The sequence below is a fragment of the Campylobacter sp. 2018MI10 genome, assembly GCF_018501175.1.
Classification (GTDB): domain Bacteria; phylum Campylobacterota; class Campylobacteria; order Campylobacterales; family Campylobacteraceae; genus Campylobacter_E.
This window is the reverse complement of sequence record NZ_JAHCZD010000009.1, coordinates 57070-78240: the sequence shown is the minus strand read 5'-3', so window position 1 is coordinate 78240 and position 21171 is coordinate 57070. Positions and strand designations below refer to the sequence as shown.

The 21171-nt window shown below is 25.6% G+C and carries 18 protein-coding genes; 13 read left to right on the top strand and 5 right to left on the bottom strand.

The window, feature by feature from the left end; translation table 11 throughout:
• Window positions 1-1396: 1396 nt before the first annotated feature.
• The gene (locus KJR01_RS05635) at window positions 1397-2146 is read right to left on the bottom strand and encodes a Fic family protein (protein ID WP_214117687.1); all 750 of its coding nucleotides are present in this window, start codon (window positions 2144-2146) and stop codon (window positions 1397-1399) included.
• Between the two features lie 394 nt (window positions 2147-2540).
• On the opposite strand from KJR01_RS05635, the gene KJR01_RS05630 reads away from it, so the two are divergent.
• The 7 genes from KJR01_RS05630 to KJR01_RS05600 all read left to right on the top strand — a co-directional run bounded on the left by KJR01_RS05630 (window position 2541) and on the right by KJR01_RS05600 (window position 8811).
• Window positions 2541-2840, top strand: coding sequence for a YkgJ family cysteine cluster protein (locus tag KJR01_RS05630; protein WP_214117686.1), 300 nt, complete (start codon window positions 2541-2543; stop codon window positions 2838-2840).
• Complete coding sequence (locus KJR01_RS05625) at window positions 2841-3968, top strand: GTPase (protein WP_214117685.1); 1128 nt, start codon at window positions 2841-2843, stop codon at window positions 3966-3968. It begins immediately after the preceding gene.
• Window positions 3969-3970: 2 nt separating this feature from the next.
• Window positions 3971-5230: a GTPase gene (locus KJR01_RS05620; RefSeq protein ID WP_214117684.1), complete on the top strand. Its 1260-nt coding sequence runs from the start codon at window positions 3971-3973 to the stop codon at window positions 5228-5230.
• A gap of 53 nt (window positions 5231-5283) precedes the next feature.
• Window positions 5284-5484, top strand: coding sequence for a hypothetical protein (locus tag KJR01_RS05615; protein ID WP_214117683.1), 201 nt, complete (start codon window positions 5284-5286; stop codon window positions 5482-5484).
• 30 nt (window positions 5485-5514) lie between these two features.
• Complete coding sequence (locus tag KJR01_RS05610; RefSeq protein ID WP_214117682.1) at window positions 5515-6702, top strand: BspA family leucine-rich repeat surface protein; 1188 nt, start codon at window positions 5515-5517, stop codon at window positions 6700-6702.
• An 89-nt stretch (window positions 6703-6791) separates the two neighbouring features.
• Window positions 6792-8483: a BspA family leucine-rich repeat surface protein gene (locus KJR01_RS05605; RefSeq protein ID WP_214117681.1), complete on the top strand. Its 1692-nt coding sequence runs from the start codon at window positions 6792-6794 to the stop codon at window positions 8481-8483.
• 184 nt (window positions 8484-8667) lie between these two features.
• A complete protein-coding gene (locus tag KJR01_RS05600; RefSeq protein WP_214117680.1) occupies window positions 8668-8811 on the top strand; it encodes a hypothetical protein in 144 nt (47 codons plus the stop codon).
• Window positions 8812-8887: 76 nt separating this feature from the next.
• Here the strand turns inward: KJR01_RS05600 and KJR01_RS05595 are convergent, their stop codons facing one another.
• On the bottom strand, window positions 8888-10744 hold the full coding sequence (locus tag KJR01_RS05595; RefSeq protein ID WP_214117679.1) for a DUF1561 family protein: 1857 nt from the start codon (window positions 10742-10744) through the stop codon (window positions 8888-8890).
• A gap of 97 nt (window positions 10745-10841) precedes the next feature.
• Between KJR01_RS05595 and KJR01_RS05590 the strand changes: the two genes are divergently transcribed.
• The 4 genes from KJR01_RS05590 to KJR01_RS05575 all read left to right on the top strand — a co-directional run bounded on the left by KJR01_RS05590 (window position 10842) and on the right by KJR01_RS05575 (window position 14450).
• Window positions 10842-11435 carry a restriction endonuclease gene (locus KJR01_RS05590; protein WP_214117678.1) on the top strand — a complete coding sequence of 198 codons (594 nt, stop codon included), beginning with the start codon at window positions 10842-10844 and terminating at the stop codon, window positions 11433-11435.
• 303 nt (window positions 11436-11738) lie between these two features.
• Entirely contained in the window at window positions 11739-11897 is a 159-nt protein-coding gene (locus KJR01_RS05585) for a hypothetical protein (protein WP_214117677.1), read from the top strand.
• A gap of 268 nt (window positions 11898-12165) precedes the next feature.
• Entirely contained in the window at window positions 12166-13140 is a 975-nt protein-coding gene (locus KJR01_RS05580; protein ID WP_214117676.1) for an asparaginase, read from the top strand.
• A gap of 41 nt (window positions 13141-13181) precedes the next feature.
• Complete coding sequence (locus KJR01_RS05575) at window positions 13182-14450, top strand: citrate transporter (protein WP_214117675.1); 1269 nt, start codon at window positions 13182-13184, stop codon at window positions 14448-14450.
• 243 nt (window positions 14451-14693) lie between these two features.
• Here the strand turns inward: KJR01_RS05575 and KJR01_RS05570 are convergent, their stop codons facing one another.
• The 3 genes from KJR01_RS05570 to KJR01_RS05560 form a co-directional block, all read right to left on the bottom strand.
• Entirely contained in the window at window positions 14694-16361 is a 1668-nt protein-coding gene (locus tag KJR01_RS05570) for a hypothetical protein (RefSeq protein WP_214117674.1), read from the bottom strand.
• A 313-nt stretch (window positions 16362-16674) separates the two neighbouring features.
• Window positions 16675-16884 carry a hypothetical protein gene (locus tag KJR01_RS05565; RefSeq protein WP_214117673.1) on the bottom strand — a complete coding sequence of 70 codons (210 nt, stop codon included), beginning with the start codon at window positions 16882-16884 and terminating at the stop codon, window positions 16675-16677.
• Window position 16885: 1 nt separating this feature from the next.
• Window positions 16886-17701: a hypothetical protein gene (locus KJR01_RS05560; RefSeq protein ID WP_214117672.1), complete on the bottom strand. Its 816-nt coding sequence runs from the start codon at window positions 17699-17701 to the stop codon at window positions 16886-16888.
• Between the two features lie 336 nt (window positions 17702-18037).
• On the opposite strand from KJR01_RS05560, the gene KJR01_RS05555 reads away from it, so the two are divergent.
• Complete coding sequence (locus KJR01_RS05555) at window positions 18038-18598, top strand: restriction endonuclease subunit S (protein WP_214117671.1); 561 nt, start codon at window positions 18038-18040, stop codon at window positions 18596-18598.
• The gene (locus KJR01_RS05550; protein ID WP_214117670.1) at window positions 18591-20975 is read left to right on the top strand and encodes a YobI family P-loop NTPase; all 2385 of its coding nucleotides are present in this window, start codon (window positions 18591-18593) and stop codon (window positions 20973-20975) included. Before KJR01_RS05555 ends, KJR01_RS05550 begins: the two co-directional genes overlap by 8 nt.
• Window positions 20976-21171: the final 196 nt, after the last annotated feature.

Sequence of the window (21171 nt, the reverse complement as noted above, 5' to 3'; positions counted from 1 at the left end):
ACGCCTTACTGGCATGGGGAAAGTAGCTCGTTGCGGACTTGTTAAAATCTTTTTTAACTCCTTTCTTTTTAATAATAATTGATTTTTATATACATATTTTTAGATTTAATTTTTTATTATATTTTTTTAATTGTAGAAACGGGATAGGGCTAAAAGGTAAGTTTTTATTGTTGCTTTCTTTTTTAGCTTTGTTTGGGTTTTTTAAAACCTTTACTTTAAATAATTTGCTTAATTATGTTTTTTAGTATGAGATTATAAAAATAGATATTTTAAATGATACTTATACAATATAGCTCTTACTTTTTATATAGGTTTTTTATTTGCTTTAAGTAGTTTTAGTATATGCTAGAAGTATTTATAAGTTATATGTTTAAACTATTTATATGAGTATGCTTATTTAATTTAATTAGCTTTATATGTTTAAAGAATTATGTATTTAATAAGCTTAGGTGATTAATTGTTTTTTAGGTGGCTAAAGTTAAAGCAATATGATAATAATATTTAGACGTAAGCCATAATCTCATATAAAAGCATATAATCATGAAAGTAATATGAGTGGTTGAAAAATAATATTGGTAGTAAAGGATTGCGATTTAATATTATTTTTTTCTAATTTTAATTAAGTAATATTATTGGTAGCAAATTTCTTATTTATGCTATCAAATCTTTATCTTTAATAAGCAATATTAGTAGTGAATGGGGTGTTTATAAAATTAGGTTTATTTAAATAGAGTTTATGTAAAACAAAGTTTTTAAAAAACGAAATGTCTGTAAAACGAAATGTCTGTAAAACGAAGTTTCTGTAAAAGAAGTTTTTAAAACTAGGTTTATGTATAGAAAAGTTTATATTAAATAAAATTTCTGTAAAACGAAGTTTCTGTAAAACGAAGTATTTAAAAATTAAGCTTATATAAAATTTGGATTTAAATTCTGTTGCAGTAATTAGGGCTTAGATTGTTTTTAGAAGATAAGTAATTAATACTAAAGTATTTTTATGCTAAGTTTAATTAGTGATTTAAAGTAATAAAAATTAAACTTAATTAAATACTTTAGAGTAAGTTAATACTAAGCTGTTTATTAAGTAATTAAATTAATTAGATTTATTGATTATATAAAAGTATTTATTACACATATAAAACATAATTAGGATATGAGTTTTTAGTGTTGGGGGGGGGGTAGTGTTTTTGCAAGTGTTTTTTACTCTGCTAAATCAAGTATTTGTTTTATAGCTCACTTAATTAAGAATTTTAAATTATTTAGCTAAATTTAAAGAAAACAATAAAAACATAAAGCTATTAATTACTCCTATCGTAATAGCAATATATTTAATTATTAGGTAATTTTGCAAATAGATTAAAAGTATAAATATTAGCTTTTAAAATAAAGCTTATATTCTTTAAAACAATTTATTTTTATAAGATTTTGCTATGTATTGATTAAACATTTCATCATTTTTTTCACTCTCAAGCTTTTCTTCAATACTAGGCTCTACGCTATTAAATCCATCAATACAATTTTTATAAGTAAAATCCATAATATCTTTCATTTCATTTGTTTCATAATATTTAATTAATTTTTCTTTAAACTCGCTAATAAGCTCAACAGGTATATTTACTAAACCTGCTCCATTTTCAATCAAAATTCTATTAGCACATAAAATAGCTGTTCTTTTATTACCGTCAATAAAAATTTGTCTTCTCATTAGATATAACATTAATGTTATTGCTCTTTGTGTGGCGTTTGTGATTTTTTGTATTTCGTTTAATTCTTCTATAACTTCTTCCTTATGTGGCATTTTAGGTTTGTAAGATGTCCCACCTATAGCTACATCAAATTTTCTTATATAGCCTGATTGATAGATTAAATTTGCACCTATAGTCTTGTTAATTTTACAAATATAAGCAAAATCAACTTCAGGATAATTTATAGTATCAAAAAGAACAGACCAAGCGTATTTAAGGTTGTTAATAGTTATAATATCATCCACCTTTAAGCTACTTATATTTACACCGTTATAAATGGCTTCTACTTGTGGAAAAGTTACATTAATTCCCTCAAGTCTCGCACTTTTATAGATATTATCTACGATATTTCTTTTTGCTAAACATATGTTGTATTCTAAGCTCATATGAAATTTATTTTTCATATTTATTAATCCCTTTTTTAATTTATATAATTTTATTTTAATACATTCATCTTTTTATTTTTGTAACCTAGAAATTTATTATAGTCAATACAATAATATGTAATACAAATAGTTAAAGTAAGATAAAATATTTTTTTATTTGCAGTAATTAGTATTATATTTTGTTTTTAGTTTAAGCTTTTAAAATCAATATTTTTATTAATAATATTTTAAATATTTTTTATATGGACAGAATTTTGACAACTCATATGCTATAATGCGAAAAATTACAAGAAAGGAGAATAAATGAAAGCTATATTTTCTCTTATGGGGGGGGGATTTTACAAAAACTAAAATCACTTAACTTCATTAATTTTATTCAAAACTTCTCATTTACATTCAAAGGAACTTAGCAATGTTAGATAATTTTCCATGCACTGCATGTGGCTTATGCTGCAAAAGTATTAACGGAGTAAAAGAACTAGAAGAATTTAATTTAAATGGTGTTTGTATGCACCTAGCAGATGATAATACATGCAGGATTTATGAAAATCGTCCTATGGTTTGTAGGGTTGATGAATATTACGAAAGGTTTCTTAAAAAGTATATGAGTAAGGCTAAATATCACAACGAGAATATAAAAGTCTGCAATGCTTTACAAGATAAATTTAAAGTAGATAAAAAATATAAAATTAATTTAATTAAGGAGTTTTAAATGAGTATAGAACAAATTATCGTAGAAGAAAAAGCAAAGTTTGAAAAGGCAAATTCATATGCAAATATTATGATTTTAGGTCATACAGGTGCAGGCAAAAGCTCACTAATAAACCATGTTTTTGGCTCTAAAGTAGCAAATGTTAGCAATCATAAACCACAAACTAGAGGTTTTAAGGTATTTTTAGGAAAAGATTTTAACAAAACTATAAATATTATCGATTCAGAAGGCTATGAATTAGCAGGCGAAACAGATAGTTTTGTAAATAAAGTTAAAGATTTTCAAAATGAGCTTGAAAGTGGCAAGATAAATAATTGCGAAGGAAATATTCATGTAATTTGGTATTGTATATCTGCAAGTAAGACAAGAGTGGAAGATATGGATTTAAATATCGTAAAACTATTAAAGAAAAACTATAAAAATATTTTTGTAGTAATGACACAATGTGATGAAGATGATGCTAATTTAAGTATTCAAAAAGAATATGAGAAAATCTTAAATACAAAAATATATGCAGTTAGCACAAAGCTACCTGATAACGATACAGATATAAATGATTTATTAAAGGATAGCGCCAATTGCATTGCAGATGATGATATACGAAAGGCTTTTGTGGCGTCTCAGGAAAGAGCTCTTGGGTTAAAAGAAGTAGAAGCTGAAAAAATTATACTTGGATATACAGCAGGTTGTGTTGTTGCAGGAGCTAATCCTATACCTTTTATGAGCGATACTATGATAATTACTCCTACTCAGGTGGCAATGTTAGTGCATATCGGGCGCATATATGGGGTTGATATATCAAAAACAACTTTAAAAAGTTTAGCTGCAGAAACATTAGCGAGTAATTTAGGGAAAGCTTTAGCAGGAAATTTAATTAAATTAATTCCTGGTGCAGGCACTATTTTAGGTGGTGCAATAAATGCTAGTGTAGCAGGTGTTATCACTTATGGAATGGGTTATGGCTATTCAAAATATTGTAAAGCTCAATATAAAAATATTTTAGCTGGAAATTTACCACAAGAAGAAGCAGTAGATGAAATTTTAAACACTATCAAGCATTATGTAGATACTACGAGTTGGAGTGATATTAAAAATAAAGTTAAAAATACAAAACCAATAAAGGAGTAAATATGAAATATCAAGAAGCTAGAGTATTGGTTATTGGTAAGACTGGTAATGGTAAAAGTTCTTTTATAAATTATCTTTTAGATGAAGCTAAAGCGCCTACTGGTATTGGTAAGCCTATTACACAAGAATTTAAAGAATATGAAAAAATAGTTGACGATAAGCTAAAGCTTATTGTCACTGATAGTAAAGGGCTTGAATCAAATAAAGATGATTTTGAAAGTATTATTAAAAATATTAAATCGTATATACAAAGCAAAAATAGTAGCGATAATGTAGCTGAGTTTTTTCATGTTGTTTTTTATTGTCTGAAATACAATACAAAAAGAATTGAAGAGCAAGAAATAGAATTAATTAAACAACTAAAAGAGCTTTTAAAATTTAATATTCACTTTATCATCACAGGTTGTGATAGTATTAAAAGTGTTGAAGAATTTAACGAATATGAAGAGCATATTAAAAAAGAGCTTGGAAAAGATACAAGATTATATAAAGTATGTTCTATTGAAGTAGAAAAAAGAGGCGGACAAAAAACTCAAAAATATGGCAAAGAAGAAGTAATAAATGGTGTTATTGATTTGATTTTTGAAAACTTAGCTACTGTATTTGCTTATGATTTTGCTCATAAATATGTAGTGTCTTATAATAAAACTTTAGATAATTATGAAGAACGATTAAATAAAACAATTGATAGTAATATTGGCTTTTTTTCAAGACTTTTTAGCTTTTTAGATACTACAAGGGCAGAAGTAAAAGCAGAATTTGAAAAAGTAAGGTCTCAAATCATTGATGAAATAGAGAAATTGCAAAACAATATGACCAATGAGTATTCTATAAAGCTTGATGAGATTTTTACATTTTGCAATGTTTTAAGTGATACTTTTGGTCTTAAACAAACACTAAGTAAGTCTTTAAACACAAAGGCATTAAAAGATACTTTACATTTTAAAGAATATGGCTTATGGGATAGTTTTGCAAATATGTTTACAAATAATGATGCTAAAGAAAGCTTTAAAAAATATTTTAATAGTTTAAAAATACCGTTAAATGCAAATATAAATCAAAACAATAATACTACCAGCGTAGATATAAATTTAAGCGATTCTTCTATTGTAAAATTTCTAGGACTCACAGATATTGCTAGGGGTGTTGAATCGGTATTAAATTATTTAAACAAGCTTTCAAGTAATTCTAAAGAAAAATTTAGCGGAGAAAAAAAGCTTGTTGAAGATATTAAAGCAGTTATTATGCAGTCTAAACAATAATTTAAATCAAAGAATTTGAAATATGACTTTCAAATTCTTAAAAAGGAGAGATTATGCCAATACCGCCAAAGCCTAGTAAATATACTTGCAAAAGTTGTGGATATAGCGTAGTTAGGATTTATAGTAGTGATTGTTTTGCAGAAAATGATTTAGCACCAATTAAGTGTCCTAAATGCAAAGCAAGTTTTAATTGGGAGCATTCAAAGGCAAATAAATTTGAAATATTACTAGCAAAACTAAAAGGAATAAATTAGAAATTTATTTTATTAATATAAAGGAAAATAATGAAAAAATATAAACCAAGAACAAGAATAGAATTATTCGAATTAGTAAGAGATGAGAGTGTTTATCTAGGTGATATTGATACGAGCTTGATTACTGATATGAGTGGGCTTTTTTATTGGTGTGTTAGAAAAGATTTTAGCGGTATAAATGAATGGGATACTAGCAATGTAACTTATATGGATGAAATGTTTAGAGACTGCAAAAATTTTAATCAATTTTTAAATTTTGATACTTCAAAAGTAACTAGTATGGAAAATATGTTTTTTCAATGTGAAAATTTTAATCAACTTTTAAATTTTGATACAAGAAAAGTAGAAAATATGAAAAGTATGTTTGAAGGTTGTATAAACTTCAATCAGCCTTTAAATTTTGATACGAGAAATGTAATTAATATGAGAGATATGTTTTATGGTTGTATAAACTTCAATCAACCTTTAAACTTTGATACAAGAAATGTAGTCGATATGAGTGAAATGTTTAGAGATTGCAAAAATTTTAATCAACCATTAAATTTTGATACAAGAAAAGTAGAAAATATGAAAAGTATGTTTGAAGGTTGTATAAACTTCAATCAGCCTTTAAATTTTGATACGAGAAATGTAATTAATATGAGAGATATGTTTTATGGTTGTATAAACTTCAATCAACCTTTAAACTTTGATACAAGAAATGTAGTCGATATGAGTGAAATGTTTAGAGATTGCAAAAATTTTAATCAACCATTAAATTTTGATACAAGAAAAGTAGAAAATATGAAAAGTATGTTTGAAGGTTGTATAAACTTCAATCAGTCTTTAGATTTTGATACAAGAAATGTAACTGATATGAGTTTTATGTTTAATAAATGTAAAAAACTAAATCAACCTTTAAACCTTGATACTTCAAAAGTAATCAACATGGCTAATATGTTTTCTTATTGTGAAAATTTCAATCAACCTTTAAACCTTGATACTTCAAATGTAACCAATATGGGTGATATGTTTTATAGTTGTATAAAATTTAACCAATTATTGCAATTTTATACATGTGATGTAGTTAATATGAGCAATATGTTTTTTGATTGTAAAAGCTTTAATCAGATTTTAAATTTTACTACAAAAAATGTTGTTTATATAGACAATATGTTTGAAGGTTGTGAGAGTTTAGAACACTTGCCAGAGTTTTACAAGAATTTTGGTAAAAAATAAAAATAAGTCTAAGAATTTGAAATATGACTTTTAAATTATTTAGAGTTAAACGCATTTAATATAGATTTTACGAAACTAAAGGAGATTTTATGAAAAAATATAAACCAACAACAAAAAAAGAATTAAAAGAGTTAGTAAGAGATGAGAGTGTTTATTTAGGTGATATTGATACGAGTTTGATTACTAATATGAGAAGATTATTTAAAAATAGCACTAGAAAAGACTTTAGCGGGATAAATGAGTGGGATACTAGTAATGTAACTGATATGGGTTATATGTTTTTTAGGTGTGTAAACTTCAATCAGCCTTTAAATTTTGAAACGGGAAATGTAACTGATATGAGCGGTATGTTTGCTTATTGCGAAAACTTCAATCAACCTTTGAATTTTAATACTTTTATGGTAATTAGAATGAGTGGTATGTTTAGGGATTGTAAAAATTTCAATCAACCTTTGAATTTTAATACGATGCATGTAACTGATATGAGCGGTATGTTTGCTTATTGCGAAAACTTCAATCAACCTTTGAAATTTTTTGATACTTCTATGGTAATTGAAATGAGTGGTATGTTTAGGGATTGTAAAAATTTCAATCAATCACTAAATTTTGATACTTCAAATGTTGTTTATATAAACAATATGTTTGATGGTTGTGAGAAATTTGATTTTAAAAATTGTATTAAGAATAAAGATTTAATATTAAAAGCTTGTTATGATTTAGACGGGATATTAGAATTAATACAAGATAGTAATTGGATAAAAAAAGTAGATGGCAAGTATCAACCAATAAATAAATATGAATTAAAAGCCTTAGTTTATAAGGATGGGGTTAGCTTAGATAGTGTCGATACTAGTTTAATTACTGATATGAGTGGATTATTTGAAAATAGCACTAGAAAGGACTTTAGCGGGATAAATACTTGGGATACTAGCAATGTAACTGATATGAGCCATATATTTGATAAATGCATTAATTTTAATCAGCCTTTGAATTTTGATACTAGCAATGTAACTAGTATGATCAGTATGTTTGAAGGTTGTATAAATTTCAATCAGCCTTTAGCCTTTGATACTAAAAAAGTCAAATCTATGTATTGTATGTTTGAGAGTTGCGAAAAATTAAATCAAGTGTTTGATTTTGATATAAGACATTTAGATGATACAGATAGTGTATTTAAAGGTTGCTATGAAATGAATTCAAGTTCTTTTAAAGATTTTGACTTGGACGATTTGTATGAATATTTTTATGACTGCGAACCTGCTATGAAGCTTCTTTTAGAAAATGACTATTTTGAAAAGATTAATGGCAAATATAGACCTAAAGATAAGAAAGAATTAAAAAAATTAGTTTATTCTAATGTAATTAGTCTTAGTGATGTTGATACGAGTTTGATTACTGATATGAGTATGCTTTTTAATGGTAGTTTAAGAAAAGACTTTAGCGGTATCAATACTTGGGATACTAGCAATGTAACTAATATGTTCCAGATGTTTTCTGCTTGTAAGTATTTTAATCAATCTTTAAATTTTGATACTTCAAAAGTAACAAATATGCAAAATATGTTTTATTGTTGTGAAAATTTCAATCAGCCTTTAGAGCTTGATACTTCAAAAGTAATTAATATGGAAGGTATGCTTTATGGTTGTAAAAGTTTTAATCAAACTTTAAATTTTGATACTTCAAAAGTTGAAAATATGAGTGGTATGTTTGAATATTGTGAGAGTTTAGAACACTTGCCGGAGTTTTATAAGAAATTTTGTGAAGAAAACGAAGAAGTCTAAGAATTTCAAATGGGAGTTTCAAATGAAATTCCTTTTTCAAATTCCAAAAATTTCGCTACATTTTAAAGAATAATTGTAAAGTTATAAATCAAAATTTATATTTTAAATTTATTAAAATCTTTTTATATAGACATAATCAGGACTTTACTTTTGCTAAGATATACGAAATTAAAAAGGAGTTTATATGTGGATTTTAGGACTTTTATTTATCTTGGCTTTACTTTTATTTTTTGGCTTAGGTGTTTTTAGACTTTTACTTGTAGTTTTTATATTCTTAATTTTTTTAGCAATTATTGCAAAGGTTGTAGAGTTGTTATTTAAGGATTAAATTCTTAGCAATTAATTTATAATAAAAGAGCTAAAATATTTTGATTTAAATCGCCAAAAATTAGCGATTTAAATTCTTAAAAATTATGCTCAATCTCCATCAAATCACATCTATCATTATCACAAGTATCAGCGTGATTAGGATTTAGTATATGTCCATTTCCTCGTCTAAAATCACCACCACCAGTGCAATCAAATTGATTTAAATATTCTTCAAATATATTATCTCTATTACCAGCTAAACCAATTAAGCTAATGGCTTGTATGTTGTATCTATTATTAGCAGATAGGTTTCTTAATAAAGTACGCTCGTCTTGTGTAGGTGCTATAAAGCTTGTAAAATCTTCTTCGCTTATGTTTTGAGCATTTGTTGGGATTACTACTGCTCCGTTGTTTGTAATGATGATAGGAACTGCGTGTGCTCTGCCGTTATCTAAACTCATTAATGCAATATATAAAGAACCAGCAGGAGAATTTAAAATACCCCTTAATTGAGATCTTAAATTATCTTGAGTTGTGATAGTGCTAAGGCTCCATTCTTGTCTTGGCAAAATACTGCTAGTTAAAGCCCAAATCGCCCTAATACCCCTTGAATATAGTCCTTCACCTAAAGCCAATTGTTGTCCCCATAACTCAAGTGCTTCACCCATTAAATTATACATCGCAGGGTTTCTTCTAGCAAATGTAGTAAATGGAGATACATTGTCCATATAATCAAATAAATATCCAGTAGAACTATAATTTAATATAGGATTATGTGGATATATTTGAGTTAGTAAAGAAACTATTTCATAAGTATGTAGCATACAAATTCCGCAAATCCCACTAGCATCAGTGCTGCTATCAGTAGTCCTTGCAATGCTTAATAATCGTGCTTTCCAATTTGCTTGTAAAGGGTCAAAATTAGCTAAACTATTTGATATAACTTCTCGTTTTGTTCTTCTTTCTGCACCACAATGGCTAGAGAAAAGTCCTAAATTTCTTGCGTTAAAATTCCTTAATTCATAAACGCTAAAGTCAAATGATAATTTACCATCTAATAAAACACTAGGAGATAAATGGGTTTTATAATAATTTATATCACTTATAAATAATTTTCCTAATTCACTGCCCCTTGAAACATCTAAAATATTTTTATTAATATCTAATATATAAGAATTTTCAAATAAATTTAAATTCCAATAAAATCTATTTTCAAATCCGTAAAAATTACATTTAGAAAACTTTAAAAAACTAGCGTCTTGATTGCTAAGATTAGTTTCAAGGCACTCAAAAGTCCCACTGCTAGGGTTAAAAAGAGCTATTTTACCACTTGTAATATCGTAATAAAAATTAAATGGTGTTTTTGAAGCCCCATTTTTTGTAATATAAAATAGTTCTAATTTATTATTTGATTTTGAACGAAAATATATAGAAGTTTTAAGAGCGTAATTAATAGGTGGTGGAACTGCTTGTAGCCACTGCTTCATTTCATCATTATCTATGGTTATTTTATTGGCATTTTTGTTTTTTGTAGCTAGTAAATTATATTCGCTTTCTTTTACTTCTACATCAATGTAAGCTGGCAAGCTAAAGGTATCTTTTATGCTAAACCATTGAGATTTATCGTTTAAAACACAAGGCTTTAATTCAAAGAAATCTTGTTCGGTTTGTCCGCTTTTAAACCTATCGCTAAGACTTGCACATAGCCAATTGTCTTTATATTTAAAAGCAAGTCTTTTGTATAAATCATATCTCGTATCTACTGCTTGTTTGCAATCTAGCATACCGATTATAACCCTATCATGCACTTGTCTTGGAGCTAGACAAAAAGTTTTATTATCGTGAGCTTTTATGATTAAATGTTTATCTTGTATTGTGTTGGCTGGAGTTTGCGGGACGCTATTTGCAAATATTGTAGAAAGGTAAAATAATATTAATATAAGTTTTTTCATAATTTCCCCCTTAAGATTTGTGATTATATTAATTTATAATAATATTTATTCTAAATTTCAAATATTTTTTAATAGTTGTGAAAATTAAGGAGCAAAAATGAGTGATAACAATGCTAAAAAAAGATATTTTGCTATCAAAAATAGCATAGAATTTAAAAAACAAGAAGAATTAAATTCTAACTATGAAGATATTTTAAAGGCTTATGAAAAAGAGCTTGACGAAGCGATTTTGAAAGTTGTTAATAAGTATAAATTTAGTGAAATTTTAAGCAGTAAAATGCCAAATTACCACAAAATAACAAAATCTATAATCTACAAAGCAGAAAGCGAAAATGAAAAAAAGGGCAGATTATATGAATTAAAAATTAAAAAGTATTACGAAGAGCAAGGCTACAAGGTCTTTCCACACGGCTTTATAAATGGTAAAAACGATGGCGGGATAGATTTGGTTTGTTATAAAGAAAATGAGTGTGTATTAATTCAGTGCAAAAATCACAAAAGCCAAATAGGTCAAGATTTGCTAAGGAAATTTTTAGGTGATTGTGCTGTTTTTGTTAATGAGAATGAAAAAATGCTTAAAAATAAAACTATTAAAAAAGTTTTTATAAGTTCAAGTGAGCCAAGAGCAAGTGCTGAATATTATTTAAATAATTATAAGGATTTAATAGAGTATTTAAATATTGAAGAATAGTATGAAAATTACAAAATAGTTTTAGGTGTTATTTTGTGATAAGAATTTAATAATTGTAATTTTAGTAAATCAATAAAAGTAGCTATTTTATATATGGTTGTTTTGGTATTTATCAAGGAAATTTATATACCACTAATAAAAAGCAGCGAATATATAAATTAAAAAATTTTGCTTAGCAATAAATTGAAATTCTTGTTTTAAATTCCATAAGAAAATTATCAAGATTTAACCTTTGTATTAATTATAGCCTTAAGATAAGCAAGATATAATCCATACATTTAGACTATATTATTAGGTATACGAATGAAAAAATTTTACAAAATAATCTATATTAAATACAACACTAAAACAAAAGAAGAACTACAAGTATTAGTAAATGATTTGAGCATAAGCTTAGGTGATATAGATACAAGTGCTATTACTGATATTGGCACACTTTTTAAATATACAAAAAAACTTTAGTGGTATAAGCAGCTGGAATGTTAGCAATGTAACTGATATGATTATTATGTTTGTTTATTTTAAGATAGAAAATGATACTTCAAAACACTCAAAAAGATTTTCAAATTATTAAATCTTATAATTAATTTAAACTAAAAAATAAAAAGTTTTTGATTAATTTATAATCTTAGAAATTAGAGCAATTATTTGACATATTATAAGGCTAAATTATGCTTTATTTAAAGCTATATTTTTATAATACTTATACATTTTATTTTAGGGGGTATTTATGAAAATAAGTGTATTAGGTATTGGCGGAACTATTTGTATGCTAAAAGATAGTAGTGGTGGGGTAAATCCTAAATTAGATGCAAAAATGTTGGTTGAAAGCATAGGGTTAAGCGAAGATATAAAAATAGAAGCAAAAACGATTTTATCTCTTCCTAGCCCATCTTTAAATTATGATAATTTATTAGAAGTGTTAAAAACAGCAAAAGAAGAGATTAAAAATGGCTCAACTGGAGTTGTTGTTACTCAAGGAACTGACACTCTTGAAGAAAGTGCATTTTTGCTTAGTTTATTTTGGGATGAAGCAGCTCCTTTAGTAATTACTGGTGCTATGAAAAATCCTAGTGAAATAGGAGCTGATGGGGCTAGTAATTTATATCAAGCAATTTTAGTGGCAAGCAATACAAATTCCTTAAATCGTGGGGTTCTTTGTGTGTTTAATCATACTATTTATCAGCCTAGATTTATACACAAAAGCAATTCTTTTGCACTTGAAACTTTTGTATCTATTAATGGTGGAAATATAGGTCATATTTATGAAAAAGATGTAATTTATATAAGTCCAATTTATAAAAATAAGATTTATAAAACGCCTAATAGTTTAAATAAAAATGTAGCAATAATCCCTACTTGCCTTGATGGTGATAGTATGTTTTTAAATAATTTATCAGGTTTTGATGGTTTGGTAATTGATGGTTTTGGAGCAGGACATGTATCGTTTACTGCGGCTAGAAAATTAAAAGAATTAAATTTAAAAATCCCTTGCATTATCACAACTCGTACAGGAAGTGGAATGAGTGCTTATAAAACATATGCTTATGAAGGAAGCGAGATGGATATGCAAAAAAGTGGCTTTATTATGGGGAGTTTTTTTGATAGTTTAAAAGCAAGATTGTTTTTAACAATGCTTTTATCTAATGGTTTTTCAAATAATGAAATCAAAAAAGAATTTGAAAATTACTATAAATATTTTTAATTTTATTATTTGTAGTTGAGATAACACATAAAGGATGGATTATGAATTATATTATTGTTGCTCAAATTATTATGAGCATTACGCTAATTTTGATGGTAATTGGAAAAACACCGCTTTATTTAACAGCACTTATTGGCACTACAATTAGTGTTTTAGTTGCTATGCTTGATATAAGAGAACTTACTTTAAACAAATTATTATTATCAGGACTTAATCCTGTGATTTTAGATATGACTGGTATTTTAATGTTTATAGGAACTATGCAAGCAAGCGGTTTTATGGATGATATTATAAAATTAATTATTAAAATTGGTAGAAAAATTGGTGGCGGAGAAGGAATTGCAGCAGCTAGTGCTATTGGTGCAGGTGTAATTGGAATGCTTACAGGTTTTACTCAACCATCTGTAACTGCAGTTGTAACTGCAAAGCCATCGGTTTTATTAGGAATGAATCCAAATCATTCAGCAGCTATTCACGCTCACGCAGGACATTTAGGCAATTTTGGTGGCTTTACTCACCCAACACAGGTTGCTATTATTGGAGCTACTAACATTGGATTTGGTCTTATAAATATTTTTGGTATTGCAATTGCCGTGTTTTTGATTATTTGTTCTGCTATTAGGTCTAAAATTTATAGAAAAAAATATTCTATTAGCATAGATAAAGATAAATTAAATCAAGCTATTAAAGAACTAGAAGAACAGAAAAGTAAATATAATACTTTCGTGGTATTTTTACCTTTTATAGCACTTTTTGCTGGCTTTATTTTTGGCTATCCTATATTTTTACTCGGTGTTTTTGCTAGTGTTTTGACTATTATTTTAGCAAAAATGAATATTTTTAGTGCTGAAAAACAAATGATAGATGGCGTTGGTAAAATCGCAATCCCACTTGTTGCAACTATAACATTTTTGTTTATGAGTGCTACTATTAAAGAAATAGGATTAGCAAAAATTATTGCAGATGTTTTTGAACCTATTTTAAAAATCGCCCCTGTTCAAGCAATGTTTGTAGTAGCTGTTGTAGCTGGATTTATTACACAAAGTTATGGTGCAAGCTCGGCTATAGTTTTACCATTTTTGCAAGCTACTATGAGTAGTTGTCCTTATACTTTCGCACTTGCTTTAGTTGCTGCTGGCGGTGCATCAATTGCGCAGTATTTTTTAACAGGTGGTCCTATTGCAGCATTATCTACTGTTATACCTATTGTGGAAGGTTCTAATTTAAAAGATGCTAATAGGTTTCAAAGACCATCTCAACTTATTGCATTAGGCTTACTTTTAGTACTTTCATTTATAATTAAATTTTAAGAAAAGGGGTTTAAATTCTATTGAATTTAAACCCTAAATACATTATTTAGATATAGAATTTATAAAGATTTATAGATGTGATTAACAAAACTTTTTATTTTATATTTTTTAGTGGTTTAGTTTAAATTATTATTTGAAATTCCTATTTCAAATTCTTTGAAAATATAAGAAATAAATTCTAAAAAGTTTAAATATAATTTATTTAAACGTTAGAATTTATTATTATGATTTATCCTTCTTATATCAATTTCTTTTCCAAGTTTTACCAAGCGAAATAAAACTAACAAGCAATAAAATATATAAAATACAATAAGTCAAAGAAAGCTGAATATCTATATATAAAGATTTAAATAATTTATAATAATATTCATCTCTATCTTTTTTTTGTATTTCATTACCAAATACGAGAATTTTATATTTATTGTTTAGGATATATTCTTTGTAATCATTTATATGCTTTGGTGGTTTAATAAAAAAGTCTCTTGCACCATTATAAATTTGGTTAATATTATCTTTAGTTTTTTCACTTTTTGCAAAAGCTGTATCTACAATCTTTTTTAGTTTATCTTGTTTTATTTCATTTAAAGCTTTTTGTGTATATTTTGGCAAAAAGTCTAGTTGAAAAATATTTATCAGTGGAGTAGGACTTGTAGCCAATAAAAATGCTGCAACTATATAAATAAAATAAATATTCTTTTTGAACCTTGATATTGCTAAATAAATGACTGATAAAATGATAAACAAAGTTAGTAAAAATAAAGGAAAATAAAATATATTAATTATAGTACAAAACACAATAATTATTGTCATAGTCAATGTAAAAGTTTTGTTTTCATTTATTTTTAATTTTTTATTTGTTATTAATAGTAATGCAATAGATAATATTATACAGCCTAGATTACTTAATAATAAGCTATTAATATAAATTAAACCATTGGCAATATTAAAATTAATAAAAATATATGCAAATAAATTTAAAATCTCAAAAACAACTATTAAGCCAACTATAACATTTAAATTCTTAGCAAAGTTGGTATTAAAATCACTTAAAAATTCATCAATATAATTTTTTGAGTTTAAAACAACAAGCCCCCAAATTTGAAGATTTTTAAGTATCCCCTTATTTTTATCTTTTTGTGCAATCTCTTTAGCTTCTATAATTTGAGCTTTTATATCATTTTCACTCATAATACATTTAATTAATTTAACAGCTTTATGAATTTTATTAGCATAAAAACTATCGTTACAAGCTTTAGCTATATTATCTAGTTTTATTATTGTATGATATAGTTCTTCTTGTGTTATTTGGTTGTTATTTATTAGCGTAAGCATATCATCTTTAGTGTAGTTTAAAATACCATTAAAATCTATAATAGCTAATTCAGGCTTTAAAAAAGTTGTTTTATCTAAATTAATGCAACCTTTTATATTTGAATTTGTTAGAATAAAATCTTGTTCTATCCTAGAGCTTTTCAAAGTAAAATTATTGATATTAGATTCATCTATTTCTAATTTATTTTTAACCTTTATATCATAAACATCAAAATTATTAATATCTGAATTTATCAACGACAACTTGCTATCTATACAGCATTCATTCGCTATAAATTCTCCTTTAAAATCATTGATTTTAATAGTATTAAAATTACTTTGTGTGATTGCTAAGCTTTTTATATTTATATTATCAAAGCTAACATTATCTTTAAATTCACATTGTGTTAAGAGTAATGTAAAGTCATTATCATTTGGGATAATATCGCTAAAATTAATTTCATTTTCATATTTGATTCCTATTAAACCTAAGTATTTTTTAGTCTTAATAGTGTCTTTGTATTCTAATAAATCAACCCCATTTAAAGAGTATTGTAAAATAATTTTCTCACTTGTTTGAGATATTAATTTAAATTTCATGCCCATCCTTAAATCGCATATTTATTGTAAATATTAGCAAACAATAACATATAATTTAGTTATAAATATCTTAATTAAAACTAAATATTATTTAATTAAATATTTTTGTATGTTTAATAGGTTTTAAAGTTGTAAACAAACGAAATTACGGATTTAAATTCTTTTAAAATACACGAAATAAATTCCTAGTAAAAAATCAAGCTAATAATAATACAAATTAATAAAATAAAATTAAAAATATGTAAAGCTTCAAAAATATTAAAGAAATGATTGTAAAAACTTTAAGTAAAGCCCTAATTTTAGGGCTTTAGACTTAATTAAATATTTTAAATAGTATAAATATAAAAAATGCAGCAGGGGTTGCTTTAAATAGTATAAATGCCATGTTTTTGCTGATATTATTTTTTAACTCATTTTCTGATACATTTTTTCTTGTATTAGCCATCAAATCAAAAGCTACACAATATTTTCCAGCTTTATTTAAATTCTTTTCTGTATTTTCTAGTGATGTTATTAAATCCATTTTATTCTCCTACATGTTTTAAGGTAATATATGGTGATAATTGATAAATATCAAAAATAACTTCGCCGTATTTATTCACCAAAGTTTTTAGATTAGGTTCTATTGATGCTAAATCTTTATATGTATTATTTTCTTTAGTAATTGTGCTTTCATAATAACGCCATGATATTATGAAATATACTACGAAAATTATAGCTCCTGTAATTAGACTTGAATTACACGCAAATATCAATGAGATAATAAGAATAATTGTTAAATTGATTGGATAATTTTTACTTTCTTGGTGTATTGTTTTTAGCTCTTGATTAGATTTGTAAACATATCTTAAAAATTCTATACATTCGTAGAAATTTATACAATTTTGCTTTAATCTTTCATAATCAATTTCTACTCCGTTTGCTTGATTTTCTCTACCTATTAATGCCACAGTACCTTTTAGTTTAAATACATTATTGACCGTAATTGTTGAACTTGTATTTGTTGTAGATATTGATGAAGATAAATTATTAGTTATTATGTTGCGATTATAACTTGTATGAGTTTGTGCTGTCTCACTAGCATTCATACTCTTAGTATGTTGAGATCTTACTATATTGATGATAGCATTAAAACCCATAATACTAACCATTTTCTTAAGGGATTGTTCGGCATCTTCATAGCTAATGTTTGAACTCGTTGATATTTCTAGTTCACTTGCGAATATTACTTGATATCCCCCACCTATAATATCTCCACTATTTATGAGTCTTACGCCTAGCGCCAAATCAAATTTTGGATTTTGTGCTTTTAGCTCTTCAATAGTGCTAACACTATTCATTTGTGACTCCTTTGCTTTGGAATGTTTAAATGAGTATATTAATATTTTTAAATTAAATATGTTTTAATTTAGCTTATTTAAGTTAAAAACATATTTAATAATTTAACTTACTTAAGAACAAGGCAATAAAACATTAAAAAGAACCAAGTAAATATTTAAAATTAACTTTTAGTTTATAATTTTACTAACTTATCCTAGACAAAAGTCGCAAAAAATAATCCTATTTGTTTATTAATAATTTTGTCCCTTAGTTAAGTAAATTTGACATAAGCTAAAAAATTTACTATTATTTTTTTAAATTTATTTTTCCTTAGCTAAGGGACGAAAGGAGATTTATTGAAACAAGTTTTACTAGAAGACATTGCAGATTTAAACATGGGTTTAGTTCTAACAAGAAGAAAATCCCAAGAAAAAACACCGTTTTCATATAGATTATTAAGCCTAAAAGCATTTGATGAAGATTATATAAAAGATGAATTTATAGATGAATTTTACGCTACACAAAGTCTAGAAAATCATTATTTGGTAAGAGAAAATGATATTGTTATAAGATTAAGGCTCCCGCTAAAAGCACATGTAATAAACCAAAATGAATTTTTGATCTCATCACACATGTTAAAAATCACTTTAAAGGATATAAAAGCCTTTAACCCATATTTTGTAGCTGAAATAATCAATCATTCAAGACTAGAAAACCTAGCAGAAGGTCAAGCATTAAGGCTCTTAAATGTAAAAGATATAAAAAGTATAAAAATTCCATATATTGAGATAGATAGGCAAAATAAATTTGCCAATATTTTTAAAACTATCAACGAACGCAAACAAATTCTAAATGAGCTAATCACAAAAGAAGAAACCATAAAAACAATAATTTTAAAGGAGATATTAAATGGTTAAAGATATAAAAATTCAAGCCTTGTCCCCAATAAGTAATGCCAATATTGATGGAGAAAAAGAGATTTTAGAAAATGCTTTAAAAGATGAGAATGTAAAAAATATTGGAATTTTAGGCGAGTATGGAAGTGGAAAAAGTAGTTTTATAAATACTTTTCTAAAACAAAGTAAAAAAGAAGATAAAACCATCAAAATTTCTTTAGCTTGCTTTGGGGATATTGATAAAAAATCGATTGATATTAAATCAATAGAAAAAAGCATTTTAGAACAGATATTTTATAAATCTAAAAGTAAATTTTTTAAATACTCAAACTTTAAAAGAATACAGCCTCAAAGCAATTTAAAGCTTAGCATTTTTTCTGTTTCATTGATTGTTTTTTTGTCATGTTCTTTTTTATTATACAAATCTAGTGATTTTTGGGATATTTTTGCATTTAGTAATACCAATGAATTTTTGGTATTATTTATTGATTATGCTAAAAACAATATTTTAGATTTATTTTTATTATCTTATAGCTTGTGTTTTTTAGCTTTTTTGGTTTTTAAATGTTTTGGATATTTAAATAGATTTAGGATTAGTAAAATTAGTATAAATTCCATAGAAATATCAGCTAACGAAAAAGCTCCATTATTAAACAATTATTTTGATGAATTGATATATTATTTTTATGTTACAAAATATGAAATAGTAGTTTTTGAAGATTTAGACAGATTTGAAAATATAGAGATTTTTACAAGACTTAAAGAACTAAACAATATCTTAAATAATTCAGAGCAAATAAGTCAAAAAATCACTTTTTTATATGCTGTAAAAGATGATATGTTATCAGATACTAGTGAAAGGGTTAAATTCTTTGAGCTTATTATTCCTATTACTCCATATTTAAATGGTAAAAACTTTGCAATAGAATTTAAAAAACTATTTAAAGATATAGCTGATGAAGATTTTATCTTACGCTTATCTTCATATATAAAAGATATGAGAGCTTTAAAAAATATATTTAATGAATACATTATTTTCAAGAAAAAATTAGACTTAAATGATGTTAATGTGAGAAATAATATAGAGCTTTTAGCATTGGTTGTTTATAAGTATTTAGAACCTAAAGATTTTTCAGAATTTTGTCATAATTCAGGTGAAGTTTATAAAGTTTTGAATGATAAAACAATATATAAATACTTGATTGAAGATGAATTATATAGGTTAGAAGAAAAATCCAAAATAGACTTAAGGGATATTATAATAGATATATTAAACGAATGTTTTGAAATCATTATTTTAGATGATAGCGATAGTTTTTTTATTGATGATATGGATTATTATATTAATAGTTTGTCTCATCAGGTTGCGGTAGAGTTGTTATCTAAAAACTATTTAGTATTTAAAGATAAGTATTCATCGTACAAACTAGATTTGTTAGAACATAAAGATTTTATAAACTCTAGGATTAAAGCAATAGAATTATTAAATAAAGAGCTACAAAAGCAGATTGAAAATCTTAATTACATTAAAAACAATATAGTTAAATATAGTTTTTCTGAACTATATAAGCTAGCAAGTAAAAAAATAAAATCAGAATTGATATTAAAAAAAATTAATATTACGTTTGATTGTGATGACTTAATGAAAAGATTTTTATACTTAGGTTTTATAAACGAACATTCTTTATCATATATAACTGCTTATGATATGAGTAGATTAGGCTTTCAAGAAAAAGAATTTATATTAAATTTAAAAAACAAGGGCGATAAAAACCCAAATATCTTTGATATATGTGTTGATAATAATTTTGTAAATTGCTTGAGCGATGAAGATTTTTTATCAGAAAATATTTTAAATTATCGTATTTTTGCATATTATGTAGAGAGAAATAACCCTTCTAAACTTGCTAAAATATTAGCTCAGCTAGATAAAAACTATGAATATTCAGTAGAATTTATATTATGTATTTGTAACTGGATGAGTTTAAACTTTTCTAATGCTAAGAGTATTAATTATTTATTATATAGCGATACAAAACTTTGGGACTTGTTGGATAAGTTAGATGATAATGATCAAGAAAGCATAATAAATCTTGTTCTAGAAAACGCAACGGAAAATAATCTAAAACAAGCATTTAAAGATAAAAAATTTCAATATTATTTTGAAAATATTAATCATATAGTAGTTAGAAATTTAAAAAATTCTAAAGTCATTATAGATTATATAAAAAATAAAAAATTAATTTTTAAAAATATAACTCAAATTGCAGCAAGTAATACCATTATGGAATATGTTATTAAAAATGATTTGTATAAAAAAAATGACACTAATATCAATTTTTTAGCTAAAATTGGCTTTCCTTACGAAAGTAGTAAATTACAAAAAATATCACCATAAAGGACATAAGATGAAACAAACAAACGAAATTCCGAATTTAAATTCTAGCAATTTACACGAAATAAATTCCGACACAAAAACAACCAAAAACACCCAAACAATCGAAACTAACGGCACCTCAAATAGCACAGTGACCGACACGCAAATCAATAATAAAGGAGCAATCCAAAGCGTAGCGACCAAGCAACAAAAAGCC

Excerpts from the sequence above, each read along its gene's own strand:
- KJR01_RS05630 (WP_214117686.1), top strand. The coding sequence starts at position 2,541 with ATGTTAGATAATTTTCCATGCACTGCATGTGGCTTATGCTGCAAAAGT.
- KJR01_RS05590 (WP_214117678.1), top strand. The coding sequence starts at position 10,842 with ATGAGTGATAACAATGCTAAAAAAAGATATTTTGCTATCAAAAATAGC.
- KJR01_RS05600 (WP_214117680.1), top strand. The coding sequence starts at position 8,668 with ATGTGGATTTTAGGACTTTTATTTATCTTGGCTTTACTTTTATTTTTT.
- KJR01_RS05570 (WP_214117674.1), bottom strand. The coding sequence starts at position 16,361 with ATGAAATTTAAATTAATATCTCAAACAAGTGAGAAAATTATTTTACAA.
- KJR01_RS05550 (WP_214117670.1), top strand. The coding sequence starts at position 18,591 with ATGGTTAAAGATATAAAAATTCAAGCCTTGTCCCCAATAAGTAATGCC.
- KJR01_RS05635 (WP_214117687.1), bottom strand. The coding sequence starts at position 2,146 with ATGAAAAATAAATTTCATATGAGCTTAGAATACAACATATGTTTAGCA.
- KJR01_RS05615 (WP_214117683.1), top strand. The coding sequence starts at position 5,284 with ATGCCAATACCGCCAAAGCCTAGTAAATATACTTGCAAAAGTTGTGGA.
- KJR01_RS05620 (WP_214117684.1), top strand. The coding sequence starts at position 3,971 with ATGAAATATCAAGAAGCTAGAGTATTGGTTATTGGTAAGACTGGTAAT.
- KJR01_RS05595 (WP_214117679.1), bottom strand. The coding sequence starts at position 10,744 with ATGAAAAAACTTATATTAATATTATTTTACCTTTCTACAATATTTGCA.
- KJR01_RS05610 (WP_214117682.1), top strand. The coding sequence starts at position 5,515 with ATGAAAAAATATAAACCAAGAACAAGAATAGAATTATTCGAATTAGTA.
- KJR01_RS05585 (WP_214117677.1), top strand. The coding sequence starts at position 11,739 with ATGAAAAAATTTTACAAAATAATCTATATTAAATACAACACTAAAACA.
- KJR01_RS05560 (WP_214117672.1), bottom strand. The coding sequence starts at position 17,701 with ATGAATAGTGTTAGCACTATTGAAGAGCTAAAAGCACAAAATCCAAAA.
- KJR01_RS05565 (WP_214117673.1), bottom strand. The coding sequence starts at position 16,884 with ATGGATTTAATAACATCACTAGAAAATACAGAAAAGAATTTAAATAAA.
- KJR01_RS05625 (WP_214117685.1), top strand. The coding sequence starts at position 2,841 with ATGAGTATAGAACAAATTATCGTAGAAGAAAAAGCAAAGTTTGAAAAG.
- KJR01_RS05580 (WP_214117676.1), top strand. The coding sequence starts at position 12,166 with ATGAAAATAAGTGTATTAGGTATTGGCGGAACTATTTGTATGCTAAAA.
- KJR01_RS05605 (WP_214117681.1), top strand. The coding sequence starts at position 6,792 with ATGAAAAAATATAAACCAACAACAAAAAAAGAATTAAAAGAGTTAGTA.
- KJR01_RS05575 (WP_214117675.1), top strand. The coding sequence starts at position 13,182 with ATGAATTATATTATTGTTGCTCAAATTATTATGAGCATTACGCTAATT.